The sequence below is a fragment of the Brevibacterium sp. genome (assembly GCF_022712115.1).
Taxonomy (GTDB): Bacteria; Actinomycetota; Actinomycetes; order Actinomycetales; family Brevibacteriaceae; genus Brevibacterium; species Brevibacterium salitolerans.
The window spans coordinates 1-13,242 of sequence record NZ_JALAHB010000010.1 but is presented as its reverse complement, the minus strand read 5'-3'; the positions used below and the strand labels follow the sequence as shown (position 1 = coordinate 13,242).

The 13,242-nt window shown below is 72.3% G+C and carries 10 protein-coding genes; 5 read left to right on the top strand and 5 right to left on the bottom strand.

Annotated features, from left to right (window positions below; genetic code table 11):
• Nucleotides 1–43 precede the first annotated feature (43 nt).
• Together Q0A33_RS00400 and Q0A33_RS00395 are read right to left on the bottom strand one after the other, a co-directional pair.
• Nucleotides 44–2,608, bottom strand: coding sequence for a YhgE/Pip domain-containing protein (locus Q0A33_RS00400; RefSeq protein ID WP_291791502.1), 2,565 nt, complete (start codon nt 2,606–2,608; stop codon nt 44–46).
• Complete coding sequence (locus Q0A33_RS00395; protein WP_291791500.1) at nt 2,608–5,475, bottom strand: MMPL family transporter; 2,868 nt, start codon at nt 5,473–5,475, stop codon at nt 2,608–2,610. The genes Q0A33_RS00400 and Q0A33_RS00395 overlap by 1 nt, the downstream gene beginning before the upstream one ends.
• Nucleotides 5,476–5,721: 246 nt before the next feature.
• Between Q0A33_RS00395 and Q0A33_RS00390 the strand changes: the two genes are divergently transcribed.
• The 3 genes from Q0A33_RS00390 to Q0A33_RS00380 all read left to right on the top strand — a co-directional run bounded on the left by Q0A33_RS00390 (nt 5,722) and on the right by Q0A33_RS00380 (nt 7,679).
• Nucleotides 5,722–6,468 (top strand): TetR/AcrR family transcriptional regulator, encoded by a 747-nt coding sequence (locus Q0A33_RS00390; RefSeq protein WP_291791498.1) that lies wholly within the window; start codon nt 5,722–5,724, stop codon nt 6,466–6,468.
• A gap of 114 nt (nt 6,469–6,582) precedes the next feature.
• Nucleotides 6,583–7,218 (top strand): hypothetical protein, encoded by a 636-nt coding sequence (locus Q0A33_RS00385; protein ID WP_291791496.1) that lies wholly within the window; start codon nt 6,583–6,585, stop codon nt 7,216–7,218.
• The gene (locus tag Q0A33_RS00380; protein WP_291791493.1) at nt 7,215–7,679 is read left to right on the top strand and encodes a hypothetical protein; all 465 of its coding nucleotides are present in this window, start codon (nt 7,215–7,217) and stop codon (nt 7,677–7,679) included. Before Q0A33_RS00385 ends, Q0A33_RS00380 begins: the two co-directional genes overlap by 4 nt.
• Before the next feature lie 173 nt (nt 7,680–7,852).
• Here Q0A33_RS00380 and Q0A33_RS00375 read toward each other — a convergent pair whose 3' ends face one another.
• On the bottom strand, nt 7,853–8,929 hold the full coding sequence (locus Q0A33_RS00375; protein ID WP_291791490.1) for an MBL fold metallo-hydrolase: 1,077 nt from the start codon (nt 8,927–8,929) through the stop codon (nt 7,853–7,855).
• Between the two features lie 136 nt (nt 8,930–9,065).
• Here Q0A33_RS00375 and Q0A33_RS00370 point away from each other — a divergent pair, with 136 nt between their 5' ends.
• Nucleotides 9,066–10,169, top strand: coding sequence for an asparaginase domain-containing protein (locus tag Q0A33_RS00370; protein ID WP_291791487.1), 1,104 nt, complete (start codon nt 9,066–9,068; stop codon nt 10,167–10,169).
• Between the two features lie 55 nt (nt 10,170–10,224).
• Here Q0A33_RS00370 and Q0A33_RS00365 read toward each other — a convergent pair whose 3' ends face one another.
• On the bottom strand, nt 10,225–11,244 hold the full coding sequence (locus Q0A33_RS00365; RefSeq protein WP_291791485.1) for an NADP-dependent oxidoreductase: 1,020 nt from the start codon (nt 11,242–11,244) through the stop codon (nt 10,225–10,227).
• A 65-nt stretch (nt 11,245–11,309) separates the two neighbouring features.
• Between Q0A33_RS00365 and Q0A33_RS00360 the strand changes: the two genes are divergently transcribed.
• Nucleotides 11,310–12,044 (top strand): pyroglutamyl-peptidase I, encoded by a 735-nt coding sequence (locus Q0A33_RS00360; RefSeq protein ID WP_291791482.1) that lies wholly within the window; start codon nt 11,310–11,312, stop codon nt 12,042–12,044.
• 21 nt (nt 12,045–12,065) lie between these two features.
• On the opposite strand, the gene Q0A33_RS00355 is transcribed toward Q0A33_RS00360, so the two are convergent.
• A partial coding sequence (locus tag Q0A33_RS00355) for a DUF4097 family beta strand repeat-containing protein (RefSeq protein ID WP_291791479.1) occupies nt 12,066–13,242 on the bottom strand: 1,177 nt, incomplete at its 5' end.

The following is a 13,242-nucleotide window of genomic DNA, read 5'->3' as shown; positions in this document are numbered from 1 at the left end:
TCGCACGGCTCTCCCGCTCCGGAGCCGGGGAGCTCCGCCGTCCTCAGGCTCCGGAGCGGGAGAGCCGTGCGAGGCCCGCACTGCCGGCCACCCGGCTGCGCACCACCGCCGTGACCGCACCGATGACGCCCAGCACGCCCCAGCCCAGCAGCCCGCCGAAGGCGGCACCCAGCCCCGGCGTGCCCGCCGCCAGCGCGGTCATGCCGTTCATCGCCGGAGTGAGCGGCAGGAGCGGCGCGAGCGCGTCGAACCAGGCCGGCGTGGCGCTGAACAGCCTGCCCGCCACGGCGGCCACCACCGCCGCGACGGAGAGGATCCGGCCGAATCCGCCCAGCCAGGCCGTGAGCGCGAAGTTCACGAGGGTGAAGACGAACGCGGCGAACAGCAGCAGGCAGACCAGCGGCCCCAGTTCGAAGAGCGGGATGTCGAGGACCGCGACCGCGAGCACCGTGAGCACCACGGCCTGCACCGCACCCACGAGGAGCCCCGGCACCATGCCCCTGCCGAGGACCGCCCAGGAGGAGGTGCGGGAGGTCAGCGCCCTGGCCGGCACCGCGCGGAGCACGGTGTAGGTCACGAGCGCGCCGATCCACATCGCCATGATGACGAGCATCGCGATGGTGGAGTTCTGCGCCAGGCCGCTGAAGCCCTCGCCGTCTCCCGCGACCGGTTCCGCGACCACCTCGGAGAGGTTGTCGCGCTCCTGCGCGCTGTAGCTCGGCACCTCGTCCGCGCCCTCGGCGATCCCGTCGGAGAACTCCTGCGTGCCGTCGGCCAGCTGACCGGTGCCCTCGGAGAGCTGGTCCACGCCCTGCGCCAGCTGGGAGACGCCGTCCGTGTACTGCCCCAGGCCGTCCTCGAACTCGCCCATGCCGCTGTCGAGCTCGCCCGCACCGTCGGCCAGCTGCGTGGCGCCGTCGGCCAGCGGGGTCATGCCCTCGGCAAGCTCACCGGCGCCGTCGGAGAGCTGCCCGGCGCCGTCGGCCAGATCGGAGGCCCCTGATCCGGCGTCGCGGATGCCGTCGGCCAGCGGACCCATGCCATCGGCAAGCTGTCCCGTGCCGTCCGCGAGCTCACCGGTGCCGTCGGCCAGCCCGGAGGCTCCGTCGCGCAGCCCCTGCGAGGCCTCGAGCAGCTCCGGCGCCTGCTCCTCGAGCTCGGTGAAGCCGTCCGCGGCCTGCTGTGCTCCGTCGGCCACGCCCTCGGCACCGTCCGCCGTGCCCGCCGCGGCATCCTTGAGAGACATCCCGGTCGCCGGGTCCGCCTGGTCCAGCCCGGCAGCACCGGTGCCCAGACCGGTGGCCGCACCCGAGGCCGCGGAGGCGACCAGCAGCGGCTCCAGCTGCGCGCACAGCTGCCCGGAGTCGTCGGCGGCGCACACCTCGTCCAGCTGCGACTGCAGCGCACTCGCCTGCTCGGAGGTGAGGATCCCCTGCTGTGCGAGGCCGCTGAGCGAGGTGGAGCCGGGGTTCTGCGCCAGCTGCCCGGCACCGGCGGCGCCGTCTTCCAGCTGACCCTGGTACTCGCCGAGGCCGTCGGAGACTCCGCGGGCACCCGTCGCCACCTGATCCGCGCCGTCCGCGAGCTCGCCGAGGCCGCCGCCGTCGCCTGAGCCGTCACCTGCCAGGCCCTCGACGATTCCGTCGATGCCCTGCGTATAGGCGTCCACGCCCTCGGAGAGGTCCGAGGCGCCGTCGGAGACCTGCGAGGCCCCGTCCGCGAGCTCCTTCGTCTGGTCGGGCAGATCCTTGGCACCCGGCGAACCGTTCTCACCGTTGTACATGAGGTCGAGCCCGTCGGAGAGCTGGCCGGCACCGTCCGCGAGCCCGTCGGCACCGTCGGCCAGCTCCGAGGCTCCGTCGCCGGCCTGCCGCGCGCCGTCGGCCAGGCCGGAGGCGCCGTCGGCCAGATCGCCCACGCCGCTACGCATCTGGCCGAACCCGTCCGTGAGCTCGCTGCTGTTCGCGCTCAGCTCCTCGCTGCCCTCGGCCAGCTCGCCCACACCGCTGTCGAGCTCGCCGGCGCCGTCCGCGAGCTCGTCCGCCGCGTCGCCCATCTCGCGCATCTGCTTGCCCATGTCCGTGAAACCCACGAACACCTGGTCCAGGTAGTTCTGCGACCACATCGCGTTGAACTGCGAGGTCGCGGCAGAGGTGACGGCCTGCGCGATGGCGGAGTCGAGGAGCGGCGAGGAAGCGGAGCTCTTCACGTCCAGCGTGGCCTGACGGGCGCGCATGGGATCGTCGTCGCCGGAGGAGGTGACGGCCTCAGAGAAGCCCTCCGGGATCGTCACGACCGCGGCGTAGCGGCCGTCCGCCAGCCCCTCCTCGGCGTCCTCGGAGTCGGAGAGCTTCCAGGAGATGTTGTCCGCGGAGTCGCTGTCCACCAGACCGGCGGCGAGCTGGCGGCCCAGCGGCACCGTCTGCCCGTCGATCTCCGCGCCCTCGTCGGTGTTGACGATCGCGGCGTCCACCCGGTCCAGCCGGTCCCCCATCTTCCAGGTCGCGAAGACGAAGCCGGCGGCGATGAGCACCGGCACCAGGATGAGGCCCAGGACGGTGATCCAGGAGGCCCTGCGCGCCGTGTCCGCGCGTTCGAACGTCGCCATCAGTGCGCACCTCCGTGCTGAGAGAGCAGTTCTGCTTCAAGGTCCATCTGCGTGTACTGCGCGCCGGCCGGGATCATCCAGTCCGCGTCCGGGTCGACAAGCCCCAGCACCACCGCGCTGCCGCGCTCCAGTGCGGCGCGCACCAGCTGTGCGCACGCCTCGGCGGCCTCCCTGTCCTGGGGTCTGTCCGCGTGGTCGAGGATGAGCAGGTCCGGCGGGTTCGCCGCGGCGGCGCGCAGTGTGGCCGCATCGGCGATGAACTCCGGCTCCGGGGAGTCGAGGGTGAGGAAGGGGACCTCGCGGCGGATCTTGCGGCTCTCCTCCGGCACCACCATCCCGCCGATCTTCAGCCGCCCGGCATCCGGCGCGATCCGCCCGGAGAGCGTGAGCAGCAGCGCCGAGGAGCCGCGGCCGGTGGCTGTGAGCACCTCACCTGGCCGCACGGCCACGTCCACGTCGCGGTAGACGGAGGTGCCGTCCGCATGGTCGATCCGCAGCCCCTCGCCGTAGGCGGCGAAGTCTGCGTCCGGGTGCGGCCAGTCGCGCAGCTCCACCTGGTGCACGAGCCCCTCGCCCTCCACATCCACGTGCGGGAGGATCTTCTCCAGCCTGCGCGGCAGCTTCCACGACCAGTCGCCCAGCAGCGCGAGCACGGCGGGCACGAGCGTCATCCGCACGATGAACGCGTCCGTGAACACGCCCACCGCCAGGCCCAGGGCGATCGCCTTGATGATCGGCTCACCCGTGGGCACGAACGCGAAGAACACCGCGAACATGATGACCGCGGCGGCGGCCACGACGGAGGCCGAAGCGACGAAGCCCTTGACGATCGCGGTCCGCGCGTCCGCACCGTGCACGTACTCCTCGCGCATCGCGGTGACGAGGAAGACCTCGTAGTCCATCGCCAGGCCGAACAGGATCCCCATGAGAATGATGGGCAGGAAGCTGATGACCGGGCCGGTCTCCGTGAGTCCCAGCGGACCGGCGAGGAAGCCCTCGTGGAACACCAGTGCCACGGCGCCGAAGGCGGTGACGACGGAGAGGAGGAAGCCCACGGTCGCCTTGATCGGCACCACGATGGAGCGGAACACCACCATGAGCAGGACGAGGGAGAAGCCCACCACGAAGACGCCGAACGGCAGCAGCGCCCCGCCCAGCTGGGTGCTCACGTCGATGGCGAGCGCGGTGGCGCCGGTGACGGCCGTGGCGAAACCGTACTCGTCCATGAAGTGCGGCTCGAGGGCGCGCAGGCGCTCGACGGTGTCCTCCGTGGCCGGGTCGTCCGGCGCGGTGGTGGGGATGACCTGGACGATGCCGGTGTCCGCATTGCGGTTGGGGGTGGACAGCACCACCGTCTCCACGCCCTCGACGTCCTCGATCTCGTCCGCGAGCGCGTCCATGTCGCCCAGCGGGTCCGCGGAGGAGAGGATGTCCGCCTTCACCACGAGAGGGCCGTTGTAGCCGGGGCCGAACTCCTCTTCGATGAGGTCGTAGGCGACCTTCTGCGGGGTGCCCTCCTCCGCGCCGCCGCCGTTGGGCAGGGCGAGCGCGAGCTTGGAGGCCGGGAAGGCGAAGAGGCCCAGTCCCACGACGATGAGCACGATGGTGAGCACGGGGACCTTGATGGCCGCGCGCACCCAGCCCGCATAGAACCGCTGCATGCCGCGGTAGCGCGGGGCGGCGCCCTCGCCCGAGGCCGGCTGGGCCGGGCTGCCGGAGGCAGAAGCGGTGGCGGCAGGATCCGCATGGACGCCCGAGGCCGGTGCGCCCGTCGGGACGGGGGCACCGGCGCTCGCGGCGGCCTCGGGCGCGGGGTCCGTGCCTGCGGAACCGGCACGGACCTTGGGGCGCATGCGCTCGCCGGCGAAGCCCAGCAGCGCGGGCAGCATGGTGAGCGAGACCGCCACCGCGATCCCCACGGTGCCCGCGGCGGCGATGCCCATGACGGAGAGGAACGGGATCCCCGCCACGGCGAGACCGGTGAGCGCGACCATGACGGTGACGCCGGCGAACACCACGGCGGAGCCGGAGGTCGCGTTCGCGCGCGCGGCCGCCTCCTCCGCATCGCAGCCCTCCGCCATGAAGCGGCGGTGACGGGAGACGATGAACAGCGCGTAGTCGATGCCCACCGCCAGGCCCAGCATGAGCGCGAGCATGAGCGTCGTCGCGTTGACGGTGAAGAAAGCGGTGGAGAGGACCACCAGCAGGAGACCGATCCCCACCGCCGTGAGCGCGGTGACGAGCGGCATGCCGGCCGCGCGCAGGGAGCCGAGGGTGAGGAAGAGGACGACGAAGGCGATGATGACGCCCAGCGCCTCGACGAGGGAGACGTGGACGCCGGTGACCTGGTAGAGCTCGCCGCCGGGTGAGGCCTGCGACCCGGCGGGCAGATCCGCGGCGAGGGAGTCCACGGCGGCCGCGAGCTCGTCCTTCACCTCGTCCGCGGGGAGGTCCTCGAGCCCGGCGTCGTACTGCACGGAGATCTGCGCGGCGGTGGAGTCGTCGTTGACCGCGCCGTCGATCATGTCGTCGTAGGGCGAGGCCGCCGTCTCCACGTGGGGCAGGTCCGCGATCTCGTCGACGGCCTCCTCGATGCGTCCGGCGTAGGGATCCTGCGTGATGTCGTCGCCGTCGGCCGCCACGACGATCACCTGTGCGCTCGCGCCGGACATCTCCGGGAACGTGAGCTGCATGGCGTCCAGCGCGTCCTGCGCCTCCGCACCGGGCAGGGCGAAGTCGTCGTTGAAGTCCTCCGCGAAGGCGGCGACGAGCCCGGCCACCACCGCGAGGATCGCGAGCCAGACGGCGACGACCGTCTTGCGCTTCCTGAAGGCCTGCCGGCCGAGGTCGTAGAGGAAGGAGGACACGCGGAGCCCTTTCGCACGGGAGGTGGAGCGGGGGCCGGCCGGAGCCCGGAGGCTGAGCGGCGCGGTCGTTCGGGTTCGATACAGGACTGTATCGGATACACTGCTGTATTCTTACGGTTCCGTCCTGCAGAAGCAAACCGAGACGGCGGCGCGCTCGTGCGAGGATCGGCAGGTGCGGGGCTCCCGGCCCCTGCGAGGACCGTCCGCCCGGGCCGGAGACGGAGCAGAAGAGGAGAACAGAGGACAGTGACCATCAGCGACCGGCGTCTGCGGACCAGGGCCGCCCTGCGCGACGCGGCGACCACGGTGTTCGCCCGTCAGGGCGTGGCCGGAGCCTCCATCGAGGAGATATGCGAGGAGGGCGGCTTCACGCGCGGTGCCTTCTACTCCAACTACTCGTCGAAGGACGAGCTGGTGCTCGACCTCATCGACCAGGTGCTCGCCGCGGTCGCCGCAGGGGCGAACGCGCTGCTGGCGGGCATGAGCGGGACGGACGCGGGGAGCGCCGGCGGGCTGGCGCCCGCGGCCGGGACCGCGTCTGCGGACGATGCCGGAGACGTGAGCACCACGGGTATGGGCACCGCCTGTGTGAAACCCGGACAGCCGATCACCCCGGAGGAGAAGCGGACGATCCTGTCCGACCTGCTGAGCCACTTCCGCCTGCCGTTCAGCGAATCCCGGACGGCGATCATCGCCGCGCGGGAGATCCGGCTGCACGCCCTGCGGAACCCGGCGCTGCAGGCGCGCATGGACGAGGTCCAGGAGGTGCACATGGGGCGGCTGCGGGCCGTCATCGAAGCACTGCTCTCCTCCCACGGCGCACGGCTCCTCATCAGCGCGGACGATCTCATCATGATCTGCGAGGGCTGCCACGACGTGGCCGCGGACGAGGCCGTGGCCGCCCATCCCGACGCGGAGCAGGTGACGGTGGACAGCAGCCGGCTGCTCATGGTCCTCATGGCGTTCGTCCGCTTCCCCTGCGAGGAGGACTGAGCCGGCGACGGGCCCTCGGCGCCTCGGCCGCTGTGAGGCCCGCCATGCCGTGCGAGGCAGAAGACATCTCAGGAAGATGACAGAACCCTCCCTGCTCTGATTAGGCTGTCCCCCATGACGCACGACCCCACAGCGCCCGCGGACGGCACTGCGCACGAGGAGGCCTTCGACCGCTTCCTCGCGACCATGCCCGAACGGCTGAGCAGCTTCGTCTCCGCCGGGCTGCCCGCATCCGTGACGGTGGGCGAGACGGAGCAGGAGTTCGTCAAGGACCTCTCCCCCGCCTCGCTGCCGTGGGTGGAGGCCTATGCGGTCTCGCGGCTCGCCTCCCCCGCGATGGCCTCGGCGCCGGCCAACCAGCGCCTGTCCGAGGACCTCATGCGGTACGTGGGCGAGACCTTCATCCGCACCCTCGGCGGTGCCTGGGTGCTCGATCCCGAGGACACGGAGCACGGCATGCCCGCCGTGGAGGTGCGCACCGCCGCGGGTGCTGACTCGGCCCTCGGCACGGAGACCGGGCCCGGAGCGAACGCGGACTCCCGGAAGGGCGCAGCGCCCGCAGAGGGTGCCCCGACCGTCACCGTCTCCCTCGTGGCCCTCCTCATGACGGCGCTCCGGCAGCGCACCGGGGAGGTCTTCGTCTCCGCCCTGGCGACCGCCGCGGGAGACCCCCCGGAGGAGGCTCTCGGTGCGGACGCGCCGCGCAGCGGTTCCGAAGGACGCTGCGGTTCCGAAGGACGCGGGGAGTGAGCATCGCACAGCAGGAGAAGCGGGAGGAGGACACCTGCTCGCTCGAGCGCGCAGAGGCCCTGGTGAACCCCGCGGATGCAGGACCCCGCGACGCCCGCCCCCTCTGGGCGATCCTGCTCCTGCTCTGCCTCGCGGTTCAGCTCACCGGCCTGTACTCGCCCAGTGACTCCGGTCCCGCACCGTTCCCGCATTCGGACAAGGTGTTCCACGCCGCGGCGTTCGCCGCGGTGACGGCCACGGCGCTGCTGGCCGGCATCCGCATGCGCTGGGTGCTCGCCCTCAACGCGGCACACGCGATCGCGAGCGAGCTGATCCAGGGGTTCTTCCTCGACGCCCGCACCGGCGATCCCCTCGACGTGCTCGCCGACCTCGTGGGGATCGGGCTGGGAGTGGCCGCCGTGGCAGTGCTCCGCCGCCTGCTGAGCCGCCTCTCGCGGAGCCGCGGGGCACGGTCCCGCTGAGCTCCGGGACCGCGGTCTCGCACAGGTGCCGGTACATGGCACCCGCTTCTCTCCCCAGACACCCGCTTCATCCGGCGAATATCCGGGTCCCTGGAATGAGAAGCGGGTGCCCTCGCGATGCGATGCGTGCCCATCCCTGCGCGACACGCGCACAGCGAACACCGCGCCGGGGCTCAGCCCCGCTGCCCCACCTCCGGCACCGCGAAGCCGACGTAGTGCATGTGCGCCGCCGTCTCCATGAGCGCGGCGTAGAGCTGGAAGCCCGTGAGCGATTCGAAGCCGCGCGCCCAGTGCATTCCCTGGCACAGCGAGTAGACGGAGTGGTCATCCGTCTCCTCCGCACGTGCGCGCAGCTCGGCCAGACGCTGGTCGTGGTGCGACCGGAGCTGATCGGCGCGGATCCGCAGACCCTCGAACCGGTAGCCGTGCGCGGGTGCCACGGCGGTGGTCTCCGGCAGGCGGCCCATGCGCTCGAGCGAGCCCAGGTAGTCGCCGAGGCTGTGGGAGATGGACGTGACGTCCAGCCCGATGTTCGGCGAGATGCTGGGCAGCACGTGGTCACCGGAGAAGAACACACCGAGCGCCTCGTCATGGAGTGCGATGTGGCCGAAGGTGTGGCCCGGCGTCCACATCACGCGCACGCTGCGGCCCGGGATCGGCAGCAGCTCGCCCTCGTCCACCGTGAGGATGTGCGCGGGCCAGGCGAAGCCGGCCATCGGGCTGTCCCCGCGCTGCGAGGACGGTGAGGTGAAGATGCCGGAGAACTCCGCGGCGCGCTCGGCCGGGATGCCCAGCAGCCGGCCGCCGTCGGCCACCACGTCGTTGGGCGCACCGCCCTGCGAGATGAGCTGGGAGACCGCCTCGATGTCGTGACGGTGCAGCGCCACCCACGCGTCCGGGTTCTCCGCGAGGATCGCGGGGACGAGGCCCAGATGGTCGCGGTGGTAGTGCGTCACGGTGATGCCGATGATGTCCCGGAGCGCGAACCCTGCCGTCGCCAGGCCGTCCGTGAACGCCTGCAGGCGCTCCTTCCCGTCCCAGCCCGGATCGATGATCGCCACACCGCTGTCCGCGGCGAGCGCATAGGAGTAGGTGTACCGGAGCGGGTTGTTCGGGATGGGGACTGGAATGGCCCAGGTGCCGTCCGCGATCTGCTCCGGCGGGGGCATCACCCGGTCCTTCCACGCCTGCGCCTGCACTGCGCTCAGCGCATGGATGTCGGACTGTGCGTCCCCGGGATGTGCGCTCATCGACTGCGTCCTCCTCATGGCAGAGCGGGCCTGCCCGTCTCCGTGCCGAATATATCTGTGCCGTGCTTCACCTTAACGGCCGTTCGCTCCGCCGCTGCCGCCGGGTCGCTCCCGCACGCTCGATACACTCGCTCCCATGTCCTCACCCCGCCTCCACGTGATCGCCCTGGGCGGCACCATCGCCTCGGTCCCCACCGCCTCCGCAGGCTCCGCAGGCGTCGTCCCCTCCGTGGGCGCCGAACAGATCGCGGCCGCCGCACAGCTCGACGACCTCCCCGCGGCGCCCGGCCTCCACGTCACCTTCGAGCAGCTCGCGCAAGTGGGCTCCGGCTCCATCACGCTGGCGCACCTGGAGGCCGTGGTCCGCTCCGCGCGCCGGGCGGCTGCGGAGGGCGCCTGCGGCGTCGTCCTCACCCAGGGCACGGACACGCTCGAGGACTCCGCCTTCGTCCTGGCCCTCCTCAACGACTCCGGCATCCCCGTTGCGGTCACCGGTGCCATGCGCAACCCCTCCCTGCCGGGCGCGGACGGCGGCGCCAACGTCCGGGCCGCCGCACTCGCCGCGCTCAGCCCTGAGATCCGTGCGCTGGCAGCGGAGAGGAGGCTCGCCTCCGTGCTGGTCTTCGCGGACGAGCTCCACGATCCGCTCACCGTCGTCAAGGCCCACACCACCTCCGTGGCGACCTTCACCTCCGGTCCGGGCCAGGGGCCGCTGGGGTGGGTGTCCGAGGACTGTGTGATCCTCCCGCACGTGCCGGCGGCCTCGCGCGCGGTGACGGGCTGGCAGGTGCCGGAGGAGCCGGACGGTGCCGAGGCCTCGGGCACCTCAGCTCACACCGAAGCCGCTGCGAGTGGAGCGGGCGACGCACCGCCGCAGGAAAGCGCGGCCCTGCCCCGCGTGGCTCTCGTCGAGGCCGGCCTGGACGACGACCTCGCGCTCCTCGACGCGCTCCCGCACGCGGGATACGCCGGGTGCGTACTGGCGGGTGTGGGCGGTGGTCACGTGCCGGCGGGGGCGGTCGAACGCGGGGGCGCCCTCGCCGCGCGGATCCCCGTGGTGCTGGCCTCCCGCACCGGTGCGGGAGCCGCGCTCCAGCGCACCTACGGGTACCCGGGTTCGGAGCTGGATCTGCTGAACCGCGGCCTGCTCACGGCGGGCACGCTCCACCCGCGCAAGGCACGCCTGGCGCTCGTGCTGGCACTGCGGTTCGGCACGGACTTCCCGGCGTGGCTGCGCTGAAGCAGCGCAGAACCGGGCAGACGGGCCAGGGGGCAGCCCGGCCCCTCCGGTCCTCTCAGTCCGCGACCTTGATGACGGTCTTGCCGAAGTTGCGGCCGGCGAGCATGTCGTTGAAGGCACCCACCACGTCGTCGAAGCCGTCGATGACGTCCTCCTGGTACCTCACCTGGCCGGAGCGGACCCACTCGGTCATGTCCCGGAGGAAGTCCGCGTGCATCGTCTGCACGAACTCCGTCTGGATGAAGCCGCGCAGCGTGAGGGACTTGGTGAGCACGGCCCGCATGAGGCGCTCCATGGAACCGGCCGGTGAGAGCGCGCCGGTGCCGTTGTAGCCGGCGACGAGTCCGCAGACGGGAACGCGCGCATAGGTGTTGAGGCGCGGCAGGACCGCGTCCCACACGTGACCTCCCACGTTCTCGAAGTAGACGTCGACGCCGTCCGGGGCAGCCGCCTTGAGCCGGCCGCGCAGATCCTCCTCACGGTGGTCGAGAGCCGCGTCGAAGCCCAGCTCCTCGAGCAGCCGGACCTTCTCCGGGCCTCCCGCGATGCCCACGGCGCGAGCGCCGCGGATCTTCGCGATCTGCCCCACGGCGGAGCCCACGGGCCCGGTCGCCGCCGCGACGGCCACGGTCTCACCCGGCTTGGGATCGCCGATCGCCAGCAGCCCCGCGTACGCCGTGAAGCCGGGCATCCCCAGGACGCCCAGCGCCGTGGTGACGGGAACCGCGTCCGGGTCGAGCACCCGCAGGGTGGAGGCGTCCTCCACGGAGTACTCGGACCACCCGCCGTAGCCCAGGACCACGTCGCCGGCCTGCACGGCCTCGGAGCGGGACTCCACGACCTCGGAGACGGTGGCACCCACCATCACCTGGCCGATCTCCACGGGCTTGGCGTAGGACTTCGCGTCGTCCATGCGACCGCGCATGTACGGATCCAGCGAGAGGTAGAGGGTGCGGAGCAGGGCCTGGCCTTCCCCCGGCTCCGGCACCGGGGCCTCGGCGATCTCGAAGTCCTCCTGCGTGGGTGCGCCCTGCGGACGGGAGGCCAGCCGGTAGCTGCGGTAGGTCGAGGTCATCATCGTTCCTCTCGGAGGGTGCGGGTGCCACCCCTCACACTACCCGGCACGACTACCCTGGCTGCATGACATCTCACTCGCCGGGCCCCGGAGCCGCTGCCGCATCGGGACGACCACGCGTGCTGGTCACCGGGTTCGAACCCTTCGGCGGCGACCCCGGCAATCCCTCGGAGCATGCGGTCCGTGCGCTCGGCACGCAGCTGGACGATCTCGCGGACCTCACGGCGGAGATCCTCCCCGTCGAGTACGCGCGCGCCCAGGCCCGCCTGCGTGAGCTCATGGCGGAGACCTCACCTGCCGTGATCGTGTGCGTGGGGCTGGCCGGCGGGCGCGCGGAGATCACCCCGGAGCGCATCGCCGTCAACCTCGCGGAGGCGCGCATCCCGGACAACGCCGGGGCCCAGCCGATCGACGAACCGCTCGTGGCAGGTGCTCCGCCCGCACGGTTCTCCACGCTCCCGGTGGCCGCCATGGCCGAGGCCGTGCGAGCGGCCGGCGTGCCCGCAGCGGTCTCCTACTCGGCAGGCACCTTCGTCTGCAACGCCGTGATGTTCGCAGGCCTGGACGCGGCAGCGGCGATCGGCGCCTCCGGTTCCCCGGCGCCGATCGCCGGCTTCGTCCATGTCCCGCGTGCAGCGGAAGACGGTGGCAGCCCCGCCGGCGGTGCGGCGGAGGAGCACGCCCTGCCGCAGCACCTCATCGACGCCGGTGTCCTCGCGGCGGTGCGCGCCGCCGTGGACCACGCGGGGCGGTCCCCGATGGCCGGAGCCGCCCGCGGTGCCGTGGGCGCGGAGGACTGACCCAGACGCCTGCGCAGCGCATCAGGTCTGGGCGTGTGCCTCATCCTCGGCGGCATCGGCACGGGGTCCGCTCCCCGCGTCCGGCGCCTCCTCGGAATCGCCTTCCCGGTCCGCTCCCGGACCGCGGCCGTGGTCCTCGCGAGCACCCGGACCGCCGTCCCGGCTCTCGTCCCCCGGGCCGGGGCCGCGCTGCCGGTCCCCGTCGTCCCACGGGCCGCCGGGCTGCTCGTCCCAGCCCGAGTCGTCCCACTCCTCGTCCCAGCCCGAACCGTCCGCGTCGTATTCGCCGTCGGTGTACTCCACCGCGATCTCACCGCTGGAGGTGCTCACCGTGAGCGGGAGGATCCCCTCGCCCGGCTGGCGCTGGGCGATCTCCACCCGGCTGCGGCCCACCTGGGTCTGCGCGGACACGGAGTATCCGGTGATGTCCGGATCGGCGATCTCCTGTTCCAGGGGCACCTCCACCGTGACCGCACCGCTCTTGGCCGCGACCTCCACGCCGTCCACCGGCACGCCGGCGGGGTCGAGCCCGAGGTCGATCCACCCGCTGCGGGTCTGCGCCTTCAGCAGCGAGTTCACACGTACGTCGTTCACGGAGATCGCACCGGTGCGGGTGGAGACCTGGAGGACGTCCATCGATCCGCCCCAGACGTCGACGGCTCCCGTGCCCGCGGACAGATCCGCCGTGCCGGTGATGACGTCCGCGGTCACCGCGCCCGTCTCCGTCTTCGCCGTCACGGACGTGTACTCGCCGGAGACGTCCACCATGCCGGTGCTGGTCGCGACGTCGAGGTCGAGGCCCTCGGCATACGCTCCCGGCAGGGTCACGGTGATCTCCGCGTAGCCCTGGAGCCAGGTGGTGGGGCCGTCCGGCGTAGGAACGTCGACCACCGTCCGGTCCCCGTCCTCCGTGACCACCGGTGCCGGGATGTCCCGCTTCCGCCCCTCGTAGCGGCTCTCCACCCGGGGCGCCTCCGCCTCGTCGTCCACCTGGACGTAGACGGCGGCGTCGGAGGCCTCCACCCGCAGGGAGGCGGCCTCCGCGGGGAGGTCCGCGGAATGCTCGATCGTGGTCTGGTTGAGCTGGAAGTACGCGCCCGCGCCGATCGCCGCAGTCGGCACGGCCAGTGCGAGCACCGCCACCACGGCGATGAGCGTCCTGGCCGCGATGCGGCCGCCGCGCGTCACCGCGACCGGT

Coding starts and splice junctions, on each gene's coding strand:
- Q0A33_RS00385 (WP_291791496.1), top strand. CDS start 6,583: ATGACGCACGACCCCACAGCGCCCGCGGACGGCACTGCGCACGAGGAG.
- Q0A33_RS00360 (WP_291791482.1), top strand. CDS start 11,310: ATGACATCTCACTCGCCGGGCCCCGGAGCCGCTGCCGCATCGGGACGA.
- Q0A33_RS00375 (WP_291791490.1), bottom strand. CDS start 8,929: ATGAGCGCACATCCCGGGGACGCACAGTCCGACATCCATGCGCTGAGC.
- Q0A33_RS00370 (WP_291791487.1), top strand. CDS start 9,066: ATGTCCTCACCCCGCCTCCACGTGATCGCCCTGGGCGGCACCATCGCC.
- Q0A33_RS00400 (WP_291791502.1), bottom strand. CDS start 2,608: ATGGCGACGTTCGAACGCGCGGACACGGCGCGCAGGGCCTCCTGGATC.
- Q0A33_RS00365 (WP_291791485.1), bottom strand. CDS start 11,244: ATGACCTCGACCTACCGCAGCTACCGGCTGGCCTCCCGTCCGCAGGGC.